Origin of the sequence: Bradyrhizobium manausense (assembly GCF_001440035.1) — a bacterium.
In the GTDB taxonomy this organism is placed as follows: domain Bacteria; phylum Pseudomonadota; class Alphaproteobacteria; order Rhizobiales; family Xanthobacteraceae; genus Bradyrhizobium; species Bradyrhizobium manausense.
Window position 1 is genome coordinate 50947 of the sequence record NZ_LJYG01000112.1, and the last position, 16307, is coordinate 67253.

Sequence of the window (16307 nt, forward strand, 5' to 3'; positions counted from 1 at the left end):
GATCGGCTCGGTCAACGCCTCCTTTCTCGCGGCCGCTTTCGATGCGGTCAGGGACGACTATGGCGATGTCGAGGCCTATTTGCACGACGGCCTCAAGCTCGGCGCGCCCGAGCGGATCGCGCTGAAGGAGCGTTATCTGCAAACGTGATGGCGGCGGCCCCTCACGCCGTCACCCCCGCAGCCTTGATGATGACATCCTTGAAAGCGAGTGAGACTTGCATGGTGCTCCAGTCGCTCTGGTGCAGCTGGTCGGGATCGGTCACATCGACCAATTGCTCGAACGACACCTTGTTCTGCACGTGCCAATGCCGCATCAGGGCCCAGCGCTGAAACAGATTGACCCCGGCGTCATTGGCCGCATCGCGGATCAGCCGGACCATTCTGTCCGACAGCTCGGCGCGATCATCCCACAGCATCTTCGTCGTATATTGCGGGTCCATCACCACGACCTCGAAGCCGCGGGCACGCAATTGCGCCAGCCCCTTCCTGATGTTCCCGGCAACGACGTCAACGTCATATTGGTCGTTGTGAAAAACCGCATTCGTTCCCACCTGCCAGATCACCAGCGCGGGGTCATCGGGAAAAATATCGGCCTCGAACCGCCCGAGCTCCTCGGTCGCCTCTTGTCCGCCAATCCCCCGGTTGAGCACGTCAATCCGGATATCCGTCCGATGCAGGACGTCCTTGAAATATTGCCGCAGATACATCTCGAGCCGATAGGGATAAGGCACGACATCGGCTCGTCCGGCCGTCGACGACGACCCCATGGCTACGATCCGCACCACGCCCTTTCCATCGAAGGCTTGCCGGAGCCGCATCAGGGGATATTTCAGGTCGACGATCGCAGAGGGAAATTCGATGGACGGAAAAGGTTCGGGCATGAACAGCCTCCTCGAACGATCTAAAGTTGCATTTATAGCCCAGCCTTGATGCCGGCGCCATTGCAACTGCAACTGGCCTCGCGCAATAGTCGGCGCGAATAGAGGCGAGGGAGGGAACCGTGCAGGGAAAAGTCATCGTCGTGACCGGCGCCCTCGGCGCACTTGGCAGGGTGGTCGCCGACGTCGCACGGTCGCGCGGTGCACTGGTGGCTGGCATCGATTATGCGCCCTCACAAATGCCGGCCACGACCGAGCGCATCGAGATCGGCGGCGTCGACCTTTCCGATGCAGCGCAGGCGAAGACAGCGGTCGAGGCTGCCGCGAAGCATTTCGGCAGACTGGACGCGCTGATCAACATTGCCGGCGGCTTCGCCTTCGAGACAGTCGGCGACGGCGACCTCAAGACGTGGCACCGCATGCACGCGCTGAATCTGCTGACGGCCCTCAACACCTCGCATGCAGCGCTCCCGCACCTTGCTGCCTCAAAGGCCGGCCGCATCGTCAATATCGGCGCCATGGGCGCGGTTCAGGCGGGCTCCGGCATGGGACCTTACGCGGCATCGAAGGCGGGCGTGCACCGCCTCACCGAGGCACTGGCCAGCGAATGGAAGGGCAAGGTCACGGTGAACGCGGTGCTGCCGTCGATCATCGACACCAAGGCCAACCGCGCCGACATGCCGAAAGCGGACTTCGCCAAATGGGTGACGCCGCAGGAGCTTGCCGAGGTGATCCTGTTCCTCGTCAGCGACGCCGCGAGCGGCGTCACCGGGGCGCTGATTCCGGTGAGCGGTCGGGTGTGATCAATCCGGCACCAGCAGCCGAAGATTGCCCTTGAAGCGGATGCTCTGCTTGCCCGCGAGCGCAATGCCCTCGCCATAGGCGGTCTCGTCGGTATAGGTGCCACTGAAGCCGATGGTCACGACCTTGCGGCCCCACACCGGGCGCTCGTCGAACGAGGGCGAATGCTCCTCGTTGGTCAGCTCGCCCTTCCATTTGCCGTCGGCCGAGGTGTAGCTGCCATAAGCGAAGAAAAACGAGTCGCCGCCGCGCATGGTGCCGTCGCGCAGCACCATGACACCCTGATTGCCGCCCTGGACGCTATCCAGGAACTCGATCCGGATGTGATAGAGCCCGTTCCTGATCGTCATATGCAAGCGCCCTGTTCCCCGCGTGAGGATATAGCTGGCTTGACCGCGTTCGGGCAAATGCTCGCCGGCCTCGATCCCGATCCGGGCTAGACTACGGGGAATTGATTCTCCGACTGGAAACTCACCTTGGAAACCGCGCTCTACCTCCCCGTCAAACGATTCCTCGAAAGCCTCGGCTTCGACGTGAAGGGCGAGATCCGCGGCTGCGATCTCGTCGGCCTGAGCGCCGGCGATCCGCCTGTCGTGGTGATCGGCGAGCTCAAGCTCGCCTTCAATCTCGAGCTGATCCTGCAAGCAGTTGATCGTGCGCCGGCAGGCGACGAGATCTGGATCGCGGCAAAAATATCCGCACGCGGCAAGGGCCGCGAGAGCGATGCGCGCTATCGCAATCTGTGTCGCCGCCTCGGCTTCGGTATGCTCGGGGTAACCGATAAGGGCGAGGTCGAGGTGCTGGTGAAGCCGCCGACAGCGGCCCCGCGCCGCGAGCCGAAGACGCGCTCGCGGCTGGTCGCCGAACATCAGCGCCGCCAGGGTGATCCCGTGCTCGGCGGCAGCACCCGCGCGCCGATCATGACGGCCTATCGGCAGCAGGCGCTGGCCTGCGCATCCGAACTCGCAGCAGGCCCAAGGCGGGTGCGCGAACTGCGCGAGCGCTGTCCCGATGCCGGCAAGATCTTGCTTAACAATGTGTATGGCTGGTTCGAGCGCGCCGACCGGGGAATCTACGCGCTTACGCCGGCTGGACATGCGGCGCTGAAACGCTGGCCGCAGCAACGCCCTGAGATCGGTGCCCCGTCACCGCTGTGACGCCCAAGCGGTGCATAGCTGAGCTGCCACACCAATTTCATATTGCAATGCAACATGTAGGGCACTACGTATCCGGCATCAAAATGAGGCCGTTATGAGCGCAGATTGGAATACCAAATATGGCACGCGGCGCGTGCGCCACGATCCGCCCACGCTGGATGAGGCGATCTTCGCTGCCGTCGGCATCACCGACGACCAGGAGCAGCAGGCCGAGATCGCTGCCGCGCTGATGGGGATGCCACTGGAAATCGTTCAGGCCGAGGTCAAGAAGCAGGCCCGCACCAACGGCCGCATCACCGCGACGCGCGTGATCGCCGGCGAACAGGGCGCGCAGCGCTCTGTCGTGGTCGAGCGCCGCGTCGTTCGTCGCTTCGGCAACGACAAGCGCACCGGCACCTAAGGCCTCACATTCTTGCTTCAATAAAACAGCGGACCGGCCTCGCCGGTCCGCTTTTTGATTCAGGCCTTTGCCGTCAGGCCGCGCGATTGCCGTACATGCTGGAGATCAGCTTCCAGCAGGTCGAGTTGAAGCTGAGCAGCGCGCGGCCGGCCTTGAACGGCGCCGAGGCGAGATCCGCAAGCTCGTCCTCGGGCGTCTTGGTCAGGTCGATCGTGCCGGTCGATTCGCCATGGCGGAATTGCAGGTTCGCGCCGAACTTCCTGGCGAGCGCGCGCATGGCGTGATTCTCCGCGCCCGTGGTGATGCGCAGGCTCTTGTAGCCCTTCCAGCGCGCTTCCGCGATCAGGCGGCTGAACAGCACGGTGCCGACGTTCTGGCGGCGTGCGGAGGCCTCCACGCTGAAAGCGACTTCGGGCAGCGAATCGCCCTCCGGCGGATGCAGCTCAGCCGCACCACGGACCACGCCGTCGACGATGTAGGCAACGATCACGGTGCCATCATCCGCGCAGCGGGCCGCGTAGCGCTCGATGAAACTGTCGTCGAGAAAACCGTTGAAGCGGTCGTGCCGGCTTCCGGCATCGAGCCTGAGCAGATGATCGCGCAACAGCGGCAATTCTTCCTGCTGGCTCAGGGTCCGCACATAGCCCGGAACGGACGTGGCGCGAACGGTCTCATCAAGTGTCACGTCAAAACTCCTCTTGGTGTCCCTCGAGGAGGCGTTCGAATCCCTAGGACCCCAATATTGTGCGTCGCAACAAAATTATCAAGACGGGAACCTGCTCAAGTTTCCGGCAACGGGAACGACCAATTCGTTAACAAAATCAAAGCCCCGTAGTCTTACAGGACCAGCTGCGTCTGGGTCACCACGGCCACCAGCTTGCCGTCCTCGGTCTCCAGCCGGGTGGTCCAGACCTGGGTCCGGCGCCCCCGGTGAACCGGGGTCGCGGTCGCGATGATAGTGGTTCCCTCCTTGGCGCCACCGAGGAAGTTGGTCTTGCTCTCCAGCGTCGTCGTGCCCTTGGCGTCATCAGGCAGATTAATCACGGTCGCCGCTGCGCCAACGGAATCGGCGAGCGCCATCACCGCGCCGCCGTGGATGGTGTGATGCAGGGTGCAGAGATCGGGCCGCACGATCATCCGCGCGACTACGCGATCCTTCCCGGCTTCGACGAATTCGACGCCCTTGAGCTCGGCGAACGGCATTTTCATCGCCTTGAGTTTTTCGAGCGGCGTCATCAGATCTCCTCCCAATTCATTGTTGTCTCAACGTGAATGGCTTCGCGCGGCAAAGCAATGACGTCTGAGGTAATGACGGTCGTGCCGCCGGCGCTCCCCCGGCAGGGACGCGCCGACCATCCCTCCATCGTCGTTGCGAGCGAAGCGAAGCAATCCAGACTGCCTGCGCCGAGGGATTCTGGATTGCTTCGTCGCAAGAGCTCCTCGCAATGACGCCGGAGAGGCTTCGTGTTTCACGTCACTGCATTCACGACCTGGTATTCCGGCCGACGCCAGAGCCCGCCTGCGATCACCTCCTCGATGATCTCGGCCGCACGGACGATCTCGCTCTCGCCGATATAGAGCGGCGTGATGCCGAACCTCATGATATCGGGCGCACGGAAATCGCCGATGACGCCGCGCGCGATCAGGGCCTGCATCGCGGCGTAACCGCCCGCGAAGGCGAACGAGACTTGCGAACCACGATGCTCGTGCGCGCGCGGGGTCACGAGCTTCAGGGACGGGCAACGGCGCTCGACCTCCGCGATCAGGAGATCACCGAGTGCCAACGAGCGGGCGCGGATCTCCTTGATGTCAACCCGATCCCAGATATCGAGCGAAGCCTCCAGCGCCGCCATCGCCAGTACCGGGGGTGTGCCGACGCGCATGCGCTCGACACCGCCGGCGGCGGCGTAGCCAAGCTCAAACGCAAACGGCTTTGCGTGGCCCATCCATCCGGAGAGCGCCGCACGCGCACCATCGGCATGACGCGGCGCGACGTAGAGAAACGCCGGCGCGCCGGGGCCGGCATTGATGTATTTGTAGGTGCACCCCGCAGCGAAATCGACACCGCAGCCGGCGAGATCGACCGGCAGCGCGCCGGCCGAATGCGCGAGGTCCCAAACCGTGACGATATCAAGCGCACGCGCCTTCGCGGTCAGCTTCGCCATGTCGTGACGGCGGCCGGTGCGGTAGTCGACCTCGGTGATGTAGAGGACGGCGACCTCTTCCGACAGCGAAGCCTCGATCTCCTCCGGAGCCACCAGGCGCAGCTGATGGCCGCGCCCGAGCGTCGCGATCAGGCCTTCCGCCATGTAGAGGTCGGTCGGGAAATTGCCGGTGTCCGACAGGACGACCTTGCGCGAGGCGTTCATGTCAAGCGCAGCGGCGAGTGCCTGGTAGACCTTGAGCGAAAGCGTATCGCCGACCATCACCGAGCCGGCCTCGGCGCCGATCAGCCGGGCGATGCGATCGCCGACATGGCGCGGCTGGGCATACCAGCCTGCGCTGTTCCAGGCGCGGATCAGCTCATCGCCCCACTCCGTCGTGATGACGCGGTTGACGCGCTCGGCGACGCCAAGCGGCAATGCGCCGAGCGAATTGCCGTCGAGATAGATCATACCCTCGGGCAGATGAAACAGCGCCTTGGTGTCGACGTAGACGCAAAGCCTGGACATGGACATCCCTACAGAATCGTGCGCACGCGCCAGAGTTCGGGAAACAGCTCGACCTCGAGCATGCGCTTCAGATAGCTGACGCCACCCGTGCCGCCGGTGCCGCGCTTGAAGCCGATGACGCGCTCGACCGTGGTGACATGGTTGAAGCGCCAGCGCCGGAAATAATCCTCGAAATCGACCAGCTTCTCGGCAAGCTCGTACAACATCCAGTGCGTCTCCGGCGCCTGGTAGACCTCGCGCCAGGCGTCAAGCACGCCCTCGCTGAAGCTGTGGGTCTCGCGGACGTCGCGCGCCAGCACGGCGGCCGGCATCTTGAGCCCGTGGCGATCGGCAAGCCGCAGAACCTCGTCATAGAGGCTCGGCGTCGCGAGCTCAGCCTCGAGCAGTTTTGTCGTTTCCGCGTCGTGCGCGTGCGGCTTCAGCATGGCGTGATTGCGGTTGCCGAGCAGATATTCGATCAGCCGATATTGCCGCGACTGGAAGCCGGAGGACTGGCCGAGCTGGGAGCGAAAGCGGGTATATTCACTGGGCGTCATCGTGCGCAGCACGTCCCAGGCGTTGTTGAGCTGCTCGAAGATGCGCGACATTCGCGCCAGCATCTTCATGGCCGGAGCCACCTCGTCCCTGGCGATGGCGCGGCGCGCGGCGCTGAGCTCATGGATCGCGAGACGCATCCACAGCTCCGTGGTCTGATGCTGGATGATGAACAGCATCTCGTCATGCGCTTCGGACAGCGGATGCTGCGCGCCGAGAATGGCGTCCAGCGACAGATAATCGCCATAGGACATGCGCCGGGCGAAGTCGGTCTCGGCACCTTCGTTTGAGGGATCGTAATCGCTGGACGTCATGACAGGCCCTTTCGATCGATCATCCCTGCCCGCTAGTCGAGCCCGATCAGGCGCGCGGTGATCTGCGAGGACGGATCCTTCAGCGCGTCGATCACGGTGAAATGGTTGAGCCCGGGATCGACGACGAGCCGCGTCGGCACGTCAAAGCCGGTCCAGACATTGGCCAGCAGGTCGGACTGGCGGATAAACTCCGGCCGCTCGCTGCCGCCGACCCAGGCGGTGACAGGCGAATGCCCGCGCGGCAGATGCAGCGCTGCGCTCTCCAATGTCGCCTCCTCCATGGTCATGCGCAGCGTCTCGTTCATCCTCGTTTTCAGCAGCGGGCGCAGATCGTGCAGCCCGCTGATCGAAAGCGTGCCGGCGATACGGTTGAAGACCGAAGGCTCGAGCCGGCTGTCGTCGCACAGCATGCGCGTGACGAGATGGCCGCCCGCCGAATGGCCGGCGAGCCGGATCGGTCCCGCGACGAGCGAGGCGGCCTTCGCGATCGCGGCGGCGATTTCTGCCGTAATGTCGGAGATGCGCGCCGCCGGCGCCAACGTGTAGCTCGGCAGGCACACGGTCCAGCCGTGGTGCCGCGCGCCTTCGGCAAGATCCGTCCAGGCCGATTTGTCGAAGCGCATCCAATAGCCGCCGTGCACGAACACGACGAGGCCCTTGCTGCCGCCGTCGGGCAGGATCAGGTCGAAACTCTGACGCTCGGCGGAGCCGTAGGCGATCTCAGGGCGAAAATCCTTCAGCCCGGCCCGGTAGGCCGCCGCCCGCTCCGCCCATTGCGCCGGCATCTTGTCCGAACCCGGGATATGGGCCGAATTGGCGTAAGCATCATCCCAATCGCGCATCGTGACTCCCTCGGGGACTCGTTCAGCGAACCGAACGCCAGTCTGCCACCGGTCAGGGCGGCATCCTAGTCTTTCTTTTAAGCTTAAAGGATTTGGATAGGCCCGTGTTTTGGGCGACCGGCGCTCCAGCCAAGACCACCCGTCATTGCGAGCGCAGCAAAGCAATCCAGTCTGTTTCCGCAGCAACAGTCTGGATTGCTTCGTCGCAAGAGTTCCTCGCGATGACGCGGAGAGGCCGCTACGCCCTCTCCACCCCGCACCATTCGGCGATGAACAGCGCCATCGCCTTGGTCGTCTTCTTCAGCGATTCCAGATCGACGAATTCGTTGAAGCCGTGCATCTCGCCGCCGCTGGCGCCGAAGCACAGGCTCGGGATGCCGTGGTTGAGGCCGTAAAAGCGGGTGTCGGTGAGCGCGGTGAAGACGAGGTCCTCGACCGCTCCGCCATAAACCTTGTTGAAGGCCTTGCCGAAGGCCGCTTCCGACGCCGCCGAATTTGTCAGCTCATAGCCTTCCGACAGGAAGCCGGACCATTCCACATCAGGCGGATTGTTCGCGAGAAAGCGGTGATTACGCGAGGCCGCCGCGATGCACGCCAGAATCTCCTTCTGGTGGTCGGCGATCGACCAACCCGGCAACACGGCAATGCGGCAATCGACGTCGCACCAGGCCGGGACGCTGGAAGCCCAGTCGCCACCCTTGATGATGCCGGGGTTGAAATTGATGGGATGGTTGAGCGTCTTGAAGTGGCGGTCGGCCTTGGCACGCTCGTTCCATTCGATCTCGAGCTTCTGCACCGCCTGGATCAGATGGTACGCCGCCATGATCGCGTTGGCACCCGAGCCGGCATGCGCGACGTGGACGGGATGGCCCTTCACGCGAAGGCGAAACCAGATCACGCCGACCTGCGCGCGCACCATCTTGCCGCCGGTCGGCTCGGGGATGAAGCATGCATCGGCCCGGTAGCCCCGCTGCAGCGTCGAGAGCGCGCCGACGCCGGTGCTCTCCTCCTCGATGACAGACTGGAAGTGGATCCGGGCCGTCGGCTTCAGGCCGGCCGCCTTGATCGCATCCAGCGCATAGAGTGCGCCGATGGTGCCCGACTTCATGTCGCAGGCGCCGCGGCCGAACATCTTGCCGTCCTTGATGACGGGTGAGAACGGCGGCGAATCCCACAGTTCCAGCGGTCCCGCGGGCACCACGTCGCAATGGCCCTGGAGGATCAGCGATTTGCCCCCCTCGGTGGACGGACGATACGTACCGACCACCGTGCGCGCCCTGGAGAAATCATGCTCGATCGGCCCGAAGCCGCGCAGATCCTTCAAGTCGTCGACATTGATGTGCCAATCGTCGACCTCGTAGCCGCGTGCGCGCAGCAAGTCGCCGATCATGTCCTGGCACGGCCCCTCCGCCCCGCGGGTCGAAGGGATCGCGACGAAATCGCGCGTGGTCGCAAGCTGGGCTTCGAAGCCGGCGTCGACGGCGTCAAGAATCCTCTGCTGCGTTTCGGCATCCATCAGGCAACTCCCGGCATCCGATTGGTCTAAGGAGCGCGCAAGCTAGCCGATTTCAGCCGTTGGGGTACTCTACAAAATAAGCATCCCGCAATGCATCTTCGAGCAGGCGGCCCTCGGAATAGCCATTCAGCGTCGCAGGACGCGTGACGCCATCGAGCAGCCGCGGGCACGGCTCGGGCGCGCCGAGAACGGTGCGAACCGGAATGCGCTCGGCATAAATAGGCAGTTCGTAGTCCTCTTCGTCGTCGGCGACACCCTTGGCGCGGATCTTGGCCGAGGCCTCCTCGATCTCCATCGCGATAAAGGAGGTCGCCTTGATCTCCTGGATATTGCCGGCTCGCAGGCCCGCGGTGCGATCCGGGAAGAAGCGGTCGACCATCGCGACCACCGCGCGCTCCTTCTCGACGGGATCGGTGACGAGATAGGCGGTGCCGAACGCCATCACCGCGCGATAGTCGGCGGAATGATTGAAGCCGCAGCGCGCCAACACGAGGCTGTCGAGATGGGCCACCGTCAGGCACACCCGCTCGCCTTTGGTTTGGTTGCGCAGCATGCGGCTGGCGCTGGAGCCGTGCCAGTACAGCTTGGTCCCCTCGCGCCAGAAGAAGGTCGGCGTGCAATAGGGCTGGCCGTCGATCACATAGGAGACGTGGCACAACATCGAGGAATCCAGGATGCGGTGGACGGTGGCGTGATCGTAGAAGCCGCGGTCGTGCCGGCGCTTCACCTGGTTGCGCGCCGACGTCGGATAGGAATTTGGGCTCTCGGTCTGGCTCACGGCCGCTCCTGTCGGGTCTGGAACAGTTCCAGACCAGTTGTAGCCGCGCATTTGGTCTGCGATAGTGCCAATTCCATGCAAAAAATTCCGACCAATTCCCTTGGGAAGGCCGAGCTGCCGCTCGATCTCACCGGCCCGCACATCACAGCCGGCGCGTCCTCGGCGCACCGGCTGTACCAGGCGCTGTGCGAGATGATCGTCGGCGGCCTCGTCAAGTCGGGCGAGCCGCTGCCGCCCTCGCGCACGCTGGCGAAGCAGACCGGCTTTCGGCGCAATGCGGTGGTCACGGCGTACGAGCGCCTGATCGCCGACGGGTTTGCGCAAGCAACCGTTGGCTCCGGCACCTTTGTCGCCGCGCGCATCCCGGCCCGCGCCGTCGCATCGAAGAAGCCGAAGGTGATCGTCGAGGCACCGAAACAAGGCGCCCTCTCGCTCGGCTGTACCCATATTGACGAGCGCGCGGTGCAACGTTTGCGCGCCTTTGTCGGCCGACGGATGCGCGCCTTTGGCAGCGAGCATCTGCACTACGGCGACCCGCGCGGCAGCAATGAGCTGCGCGTTGCGATCGCCGATCATCTGCTCTCGGCGCGGGGCCTGCGCTGCGACCCCGACCAGATCATGCTGACGTCGGGCACGTTGCACACGCTGCGTATCGTGCTGGGCGCTCTCTTGAAACCGAATGATCAAGTCTGGTGCGAGGATCCAGGCTATCCCACGGCGCGCAAGACCATCGCGCAATGCGGTTACCGTACCGTCGCCGTTCCCGTTGACGCGCACGGTCTGCAAGTCGCGAGGGGCCGCTCCGCCGCACCAGGTGCGCGCGCAGCCTATGTCACGCCGTCGCACCAGTTTCCGCTGGGCGTGCAGATGTCGATGCCGCGGCGGCTCGAACTGCTGGACTGGGCGAAGCAGGCCGGCGCCTTCGTGTTCGAGGACGATTACGACAGCGAGTTTCGCTATGACGGCGCGCCGCTGATGTCGCTTGCCGGCATCGATCACCTCCAGCGCGTGATCTACATGGGCACCTTCGCCAAGACGCTGTTTCCGGGCCTGCGCATCGGCTATTGCGCCCTGCCCGAGCGCCTGATCGGCGACGTCACGGCCGCGCGCGCCGCGCTCGACCGCTTCCCCGCCACGATGTTGGAAGGCGCGGTCGCCGACATGCTTAACTCAGGTGCATTCGCCGCAAATCTGAAGCGGGTGCGCAAGCTCTACCGTGAAGCGCGCGATGCGCTGGCCGAAACGCTCGAAGCCGCGTCAGGTGGTGCGCTGTCGGTCCCGGTGCCGTCGCAGGGCCTGCATCTCGTGGCCCGGTTCGATCCGTCGGTTGCCCCAGTGGTCGCAGCTGAAGCGAAGCACGCGGCAGGTGCGGAAGGCTGGCTGCTCGCCGAGACCTATGCGCGGACGCGGCCCCTGCCGGGGTTCGTGCTGGGATTTTCAGGGCATGCGGTTCCACAGCTCGTCGCTGCCGCCGAACGACTCGCGAAGGAATCGCGTGCCAGATTGCAAACCAAGGGCCGNAGGCCCGGCGGGCCTGACGAAGGTTCAGTATCAGAATCAGTGGCTGCTGCCTAACATTGCGGAATCGATTCCGGGATCCCCTCATCATGTCACCCGCCGCCTCAACAGGCCGTGCAGCCTGCCTCGCGCTCCTGATCTCCTCCGCGCTCGCCTCGGCGGCCTACGCGACCACGGTCGGGCGTGAGCAGGATATCGTCGACCTCAAGCTCGGCCAGCGCGTGCAGGTGGATGACGGAACCTGCCCGGCCGGACAGGTCAAGGAAGTTCGCGGCTCGAAGATGACGGACAAGGGCGTCGCACGAACGGCATCCTGCGTGCCGCGGTTCGGTCCGAAGTAGAGGTGAGACCTTAGGATTTCGCAGGGTCGAACATGCACTGCAAGGTCGGCTTGGCGATCTTGGTGAAGGTCGCCCCGATCTCGCCTTGCTTGGCGGCCGGCACCCAATCGGTCTCGATCGTGGGAACGCCGGTCTCACTGATGCCGCGCAGCAGCGCCTCGCGCAGGTCGCGATCCTCGACGACGGCAGCCGCGTGATCATGCAGGCAGCCGCAGACCTCTTCGGGGTGCTCCCAGCGCCCGAGCATGCGCGGCGCACATTGCCTCACGAACTCGCTGCGCGGATCCGGCAACCGGCTCGGTGAGCGCACCTGAGCCTGAACGGAGCTGATGGTCAGAACGGACAGGAACGCCGCGGCGCAGAAACGAAGATACATGATGGCGCCTTTGCGGGCTGGTTTTTTGTTGGGGGATCAGAAGCGCGCCGCCACAACGATCGGCTGCGGCGCCGTGGTGGAGATCGGCGAGCCGCTGTACTGGAAAGTCCCGATGCCGGGCAGATTGCCGTCCGGTGCTCCGGCCAACGAGGAACCGGCGAGCACGAAACCGAAAGCAAGGATGAAGCTGAGCGCGCGCATGGGATGTCTCCGAATCGCGTGGCCGGCGGTTCCGCCGTCGTCGTTGTCACCCTGATAACCATCAGCGGTTTCTTCCGTGATGCGCCCAAAGCCCAGAATGGTTTCGTTCCCGGTGAGAATTGTTTCGTCGCTCACGGCGCGACGAAACAATCTGCCGAAAACATCAATCATTTCAGATGGAGCGATTGATGGTTTCAACCGGCATGAGAACGACCGTCTGCGTCACTGGAGGCGAAGCGGTCATATCGGCGACGTCAGCGCTTCACATGCATTTTACGGTTTTCTGCTGAAGAGGTCGGCGAACGAGGGCCGGCGCCCCGATGAACCGAGAATCGATCGCACGCGACCGAGCCTTCGAAACCGAACGGCCCGTCACTAATCAGGGCACATATCGAGGGATGGCCATCATGATGGCGCAAGATCGCGCAACGGTGCGCGAGGAGGCGCAGCCTACGGATCGCGCCGATCGGCAGATCGGCGACCGTACCGGTTCGCCCGGCGCGATGGCTCTGCAATCAGGACGCGGCTACGAGGCCGCGCCGCAGGCTTTCGTGCGGCTAAGCGGCTCGCACCTGATGAAACCGCGCATGAAGCGCGAGACCACGACTGAGTGAACGCAAGCGCGTCACTGAGTAAAGAAGTCGCCGCATTTCTGGACGTTCGCGTCGGCCGGTCCCCACGGCATGATCGGAACGGTCGAGGTCGAATTCTTCGGCGATCCCTCGATCAGCTTGTCCGAATAGACCATGTAGACCAGCACATTGCGCTTGGCGTCGCAGCCGCGCACGATCTGCATCTTCTTGAAGAACAGCGACCGGCGCCTGCGGAACATGTCGTCGCCCTGTTCCATCTTCTCCTTGAACTTGATCGGGCCGACCTGGCGGCAGGCAAGTGAGATGTCCGAGACCTCCTCGGCAAGTCCCAGCCAGCCCTTGAAGCCACCCTTCTCCGGTACCGTGAAATGACAGGCCACGCCCTCGACCTCGGGGTCGTCGAGACCATAGGTCGCGAGCTTGTCATTCGGGCTCATCCATTTGAACACCGTGGACCGGCGGAAGATCAGATCAGGCTCGTCGGCGGCCGATGCGCAAGCCAGAGGAACGGCCAGAGCCAGGAGCACTAAAGCAAGGCCTTTCAAGCGGATGCCGGAAAGACCGGGGAAACGGGATGACATGAAGTTCTCCGGTAACAAGTCCTGGCAATGTAGGCATGGGAGGTCCCGACAGGAAGGTGACAGCAGGCCGGGCGCGGCCGCCGTTTACCGCTCCGTGAGGCTTTTTTGTTACGTCTTGAACAAATGTAGCGGACCGCAGAACTACCGTGCTGGTGAACGCGTATCCCCTCTGCGACACTAACGTCTGATTTGGATTGTGGATTCGAGGAATGAATAGCGTGAACGGGTCCCCCTTCTCCGCCGCGCCGGCACGGCTGTGGCAGGCCGCGATTTTGGCGGCGGCGGGTGCGATCGGAACGACCAGCCAGGCGGAAGCAGCATTCTATTATTATCCGGACTATTCGGGCGCGTACTACGCCCCGCAACAGCGCTATCCGGCGGAGCCGCGACTGAAGCCGCAGAAGCGCGGCTCGGCAGCCGCAAAGACCAAGAAAGAGACCGTCGGCGAGAAAGAGACCGGCGCGAAGCCGCAAGGCCCGCTCGTCATCGTCGTCTCGATCGAGCGGCAGAAGGTGACGATCTACGACTCCAAGGGCGTCTTCGCGGAGTCGCCGGTGTCGACAGGCATGAAGGGCCATTCGACGCCGATGGGTGTGTTCAGCGTCATCCAGAAGCACAAATTCCACCACTCCAACATCTATAGCGGCGCGCCGATGCCGTACATGCAGCGGATCACCTGGTCCGGCGTCGCCATGCATGCCGGCGTATTGCCGGGCTATCCGGCCTCGCACGGCTGCATCCGCATGCCGATGGCGTTCGCGGTCAAGATGTGGAACTGGACCAAGATGGGCGCGCGCGTGATCGTCACGCCGGGCCAGCTGACGCCGCAAAGCTTCTCGCATCCGATGCTCGCTTCCCTGCGCGTCCCGCCGCAGCCCGCAGCAAGCCTCGAGCCGCCGACGAGCGTCGGCGACAAGGCGGACAAGGGCGCGCCTGACACCACGGTCACGGACGCAAAGCCCGTCGAGACCAAATCTCTGGAGAGGAAGACAGCCAGCGCAGAAGGCATGCTCGAGCTGCGCTCCACGATGGGCCATACCGTGATGTCGGATGTGACCACGGGTCAAGCGCCGGTTCGCGACGAAGCGGCGAAGACGGACGACGCTGCCAAGCCCGCTGACGCGGCGAGCACCGAAGCAAAGCCGACTGACGCTGCGGACGCGGCCAAGACGACGCCGGACGAGAAGCCGGCAGACAAGGTCGACCCCACCAAGTCCGAGCCGGCCAAGTCCGAGCCCGCCAAGTCCGAGCCCGCCAAGGCTGACACGGCGGCGACCGAGAACAAGCCCGACGCGGCCGCGACAACGGTTGCGCCCGCGCAAGCTGCTTCGCCGGATGCGAAGAAGGATCAGACCCGCATCGCCGATCCCGCGCCTTCAGTGAAGCCTGATATGCCGAAGCGGACCGGTCAGATTGCGGTGTTCATCAGCCGCAAGGATTCCAAGCTCTACGTGCGGCAGAACTTCGCGCCGATGTTCGATGTGCCCGTCACGATCGCGGCCAGCGACCGGCCGCTCGGCACGCACGTCTTCACGGCCGACGTCGACAAAACCGATTCGAATGCGCTGCATTGGTCGGTGGTATCGCTGCCTGTCACCGTCCGCGCCGCCGCGCGCGAGGACGACGGTCATTTGTTGCGCCGGCAGCGTGGCGCTGCCGTGATCCCTGTTGCCGCCAGGCCTGTGGTGACGCCCGATAGCCCGGCCGAGGCACTGGATCGCATCACGATCCCTGCCGAGGCCATGGCGAAGATCAACGAGATGCTCACGTCAGGCGCCTCGGTCATCGTGTCCGACCAGGGCATCAACCAGGGCGAAACCGGCGAAGGCACCGACTTCATCGTCCGCCTGTACTAGCAGCGTCGCCGCGTCAGATAACGCGGTGTTGAGCGAGCCCGTCGCATCGGCGAGGTAAGCTCCGCCCCGCATCACATCCGGGGGACTCCGCCATGTTGAGCCGCAGGACCATGCTCAGCACTGCGCTGCTCGCTGCAGCCGCATCGGCAACGCGCGCGCGGGCCGACGGCGGCATGAGCCGGATTTCCGCTTACGCCTTCTCATTTCCGGCTTTGTCCGGCGACGACATCCGCCTCGCCGCCTTCACCGGTAAACCGCTGCTGGTCGTCAACACGGCCTCGCTGTGCGGTTACACGCCGCAATATGCAGGGCTGCAGGAGATCTGGAGCGAGTTTCGCGAGCGCGGCCTCACCGTGATCGGCGTGCCCTCCAATGATTTCGGCGGCCAGGAGCCCGGAGGCATCAGCGAGATCTCGGAGACCGCGCACCACCAATACGGCGTTACCTTCCCGATTGCTGCCAAGGCGGTCGTGTCAGGGGCGAAGGCCCATCCCTTCTACAAATGGGCGGCCGAGGCGCGGCCAAGGGAGGTTCCGAAGTGGAACTTCCACAAATACTTGATCGGCCGCGACGGCTATATCGCCGAGGTGTTTCCTTCAGCCGTGGAGCCTGCCGACACGCGCGTCAAAACCGCGATAGCCCGGGCATTGGCCGACAGTTGACCGTATCCGCCGCAACGCGGTTGGGCACAATTGCAGCGAAGGGCCAAACAGCCGTTGCAATGGGGATGGAGCACCATCTAGGCTAAGGTGATAAGGGGCAGGAAGGTTTTGCCGGAGGCGAAAAGCCACGGCGGAACAACGGGATCAATCTCGAGGACAACACCATGCGTGTGGCGGCAAAACTGATTTTGGCAAGCGCGATGTCTGTTGCGCTGACAGGCGCGGCATGGTCGCAGACCCCGGCTGCAAAACCCGCAGCCGCCACCCAGGCCGCGCCCGCAGCAGCA

21 protein-coding genes are annotated in these 16307 nt (G+C 64.1%); 9 read left to right on the top strand and 12 right to left on the bottom strand.

Annotated features, from left to right (window positions below; all coding sequences use genetic code 11):
* Nucleotides 1-148: tyrosine-protein phosphatase (locus AOQ71_RS49215; RefSeq protein WP_245317401.1), on the top strand; the 148-nt coding region annotated here is incomplete at its 5' end.
* Nucleotides 149-161: 13 nt separating this feature from the next.
* Here AOQ71_RS49215 and AOQ71_RS36770 read toward each other — a convergent pair.
* The gene (locus AOQ71_RS36770) at nucleotides 162-881 is read right to left on the bottom strand and encodes an SGNH/GDSL hydrolase family protein (protein ID WP_057757750.1); all 720 of its coding nucleotides are present in this window, start codon (nucleotides 879-881) and stop codon (nucleotides 162-164) included.
* A gap of 119 nt (nucleotides 882-1000) precedes the next feature.
* Between AOQ71_RS36770 and AOQ71_RS36775 the strand changes: the two genes are divergently transcribed.
* Nucleotides 1001-1681, top strand: a complete 681-nt coding sequence (locus AOQ71_RS36775) for an SDR family oxidoreductase (RefSeq protein ID WP_057757753.1) — start codon at nucleotides 1001-1003, stop codon at nucleotides 1679-1681.
* Here the strand turns inward: AOQ71_RS36775 and AOQ71_RS36780 are convergent, their stop codons facing one another.
* Nucleotides 1682-2029 carry a GrlR family regulatory protein gene (locus AOQ71_RS36780; protein WP_057757757.1) on the bottom strand — a complete coding sequence of 116 codons (348 nt, stop codon included), beginning with the start codon at nucleotides 2027-2029 and terminating at the stop codon, nucleotides 1682-1684.
* Between the two features lie 126 nt (nucleotides 2030-2155).
* Here AOQ71_RS36780 and AOQ71_RS36785 point away from each other — a divergent pair, with 126 nt between their 5' ends.
* Entirely contained in the window at nucleotides 2156-2836 is a 681-nt protein-coding gene (locus AOQ71_RS36785) for a DUF2161 domain-containing phosphodiesterase (protein WP_057757760.1), read from the top strand.
* A gap of 94 nt (nucleotides 2837-2930) precedes the next feature.
* Nucleotides 2931-3236 (top strand): hypothetical protein, encoded by a 306-nt coding sequence (locus AOQ71_RS36790; protein ID WP_057757763.1) that lies wholly within the window; start codon nucleotides 2931-2933, stop codon nucleotides 3234-3236.
* 73 nt (nucleotides 3237-3309) lie between these two features.
* Here AOQ71_RS36790 and AOQ71_RS36795 read toward each other — a convergent pair whose 3' ends face one another.
* From AOQ71_RS36795 to AOQ71_RS36825, 7 genes are all read right to left on the bottom strand, one after another.
* Nucleotides 3310-3921 carry a GNAT family N-acetyltransferase gene (locus tag AOQ71_RS36795; RefSeq protein ID WP_057757766.1) on the bottom strand — a complete coding sequence of 204 codons (612 nt, stop codon included), beginning with the start codon at nucleotides 3919-3921 and terminating at the stop codon, nucleotides 3310-3312.
* A 152-nt stretch (nucleotides 3922-4073) separates the two neighbouring features.
* The gene (locus AOQ71_RS36800; protein WP_057757769.1) at nucleotides 4074-4472 is read right to left on the bottom strand and encodes a PaaI family thioesterase; all 399 of its coding nucleotides are present in this window, start codon (nucleotides 4470-4472) and stop codon (nucleotides 4074-4076) included.
* A gap of 233 nt (nucleotides 4473-4705) precedes the next feature.
* Nucleotides 4706-5908, bottom strand: coding sequence for a kynureninase (gene kynU, locus AOQ71_RS36805; RefSeq protein WP_057759005.1), 1203 nt, complete (start codon nucleotides 5906-5908; stop codon nucleotides 4706-4708).
* A gap of 8 nt (nucleotides 5909-5916) precedes the next feature.
* Entirely contained in the window at nucleotides 5917-6756 is an 840-nt protein-coding gene (kynA, locus tag AOQ71_RS36810; RefSeq protein WP_057757772.1) for a tryptophan 2,3-dioxygenase, read from the bottom strand.
* A gap of 32 nt (nucleotides 6757-6788) precedes the next feature.
* On the bottom strand, nucleotides 6789-7598 hold the full coding sequence (locus AOQ71_RS36815; RefSeq protein ID WP_057757775.1) for an alpha/beta hydrolase: 810 nt from the start codon (nucleotides 7596-7598) through the stop codon (nucleotides 6789-6791).
* Between the two features lie 238 nt (nucleotides 7599-7836).
* Nucleotides 7837-9114 (bottom strand): ArgE/DapE family deacylase, encoded by a 1278-nt coding sequence (locus AOQ71_RS36820; RefSeq protein ID WP_057757778.1) that lies wholly within the window; start codon nucleotides 9112-9114, stop codon nucleotides 7837-7839.
* Nucleotides 9115-9166: 52 nt separating this feature from the next.
* Nucleotides 9167-9892 carry a pyridoxamine 5'-phosphate oxidase family protein gene (locus AOQ71_RS36825; protein WP_057757781.1) on the bottom strand — a complete coding sequence of 242 codons (726 nt, stop codon included), beginning with the start codon at nucleotides 9890-9892 and terminating at the stop codon, nucleotides 9167-9169.
* A gap of 75 nt (nucleotides 9893-9967) precedes the next feature.
* On the opposite strand from AOQ71_RS36825, the gene pdxR reads away from it, so the two are divergent.
* Both pdxR and AOQ71_RS36835 read left to right on the top strand, forming a co-directional pair.
* Nucleotides 9968-11412, top strand: a 1445-nt coding sequence (gene pdxR / locus AOQ71_RS36830; RefSeq protein WP_245317350.1) for a MocR-like pyridoxine biosynthesis transcription factor PdxR, incomplete at its 3' end; no start/stop codon positions are given.
* An 87-nt stretch (nucleotides 11413-11499) separates the two neighbouring features.
* Nucleotides 11500-11751 (top strand): DUF6719 family protein, encoded by a 252-nt coding sequence (locus AOQ71_RS36835; RefSeq protein WP_057757788.1) that lies wholly within the window; start codon nucleotides 11500-11502, stop codon nucleotides 11749-11751.
* A 10-nt stretch (nucleotides 11752-11761) separates the two neighbouring features.
* Here AOQ71_RS36835 and AOQ71_RS36840 read toward each other — a convergent pair whose 3' ends face one another.
* Both AOQ71_RS36840 and AOQ71_RS36845 read right to left on the bottom strand, forming a co-directional pair.
* Nucleotides 11762-12127: a hypothetical protein gene (locus AOQ71_RS36840; protein WP_057757791.1), complete on the bottom strand. Its 366-nt coding sequence runs from the start codon at nucleotides 12125-12127 to the stop codon at nucleotides 11762-11764.
* 36 nt (nucleotides 12128-12163) lie between these two features.
* Complete coding sequence (locus AOQ71_RS36845) at nucleotides 12164-12499, bottom strand: hypothetical protein (RefSeq protein WP_057757794.1); 336 nt, start codon at nucleotides 12497-12499, stop codon at nucleotides 12164-12166.
* 236 nt (nucleotides 12500-12735) lie between these two features.
* On the opposite strand from AOQ71_RS36845, the gene AOQ71_RS36850 reads away from it, so the two are divergent.
* The gene (locus AOQ71_RS36850; protein WP_057759007.1) at nucleotides 12736-12942 is read left to right on the top strand and encodes a hypothetical protein; all 207 of its coding nucleotides are present in this window, start codon (nucleotides 12736-12738) and stop codon (nucleotides 12940-12942) included.
* A gap of 11 nt (nucleotides 12943-12953) precedes the next feature.
* Here the strand turns inward: AOQ71_RS36850 and AOQ71_RS36855 are convergent, their stop codons facing one another.
* Nucleotides 12954-13502 (bottom strand): CreA family protein, encoded by a 549-nt coding sequence (locus tag AOQ71_RS36855; RefSeq protein WP_057757796.1) that lies wholly within the window; start codon nucleotides 13500-13502, stop codon nucleotides 12954-12956.
* Nucleotides 13503-13711: 209 nt separating this feature from the next.
* On the opposite strand from AOQ71_RS36855, the gene AOQ71_RS36860 reads away from it, so the two are divergent.
* Both AOQ71_RS36860 and AOQ71_RS36865 read left to right on the top strand, forming a co-directional pair.
* Nucleotides 13712-15358: a L,D-transpeptidase gene (locus AOQ71_RS36860; protein WP_057757800.1), complete on the top strand. Its 1647-nt coding sequence runs from the start codon at nucleotides 13712-13714 to the stop codon at nucleotides 15356-15358.
* Nucleotides 15359-15450: 92 nt separating this feature from the next.
* Nucleotides 15451-16020: a glutathione peroxidase gene (locus AOQ71_RS36865; protein WP_057757803.1), complete on the top strand. Its 570-nt coding sequence runs from the start codon at nucleotides 15451-15453 to the stop codon at nucleotides 16018-16020.
* Nucleotides 16021-16307: the final 287 nt, after the last annotated feature.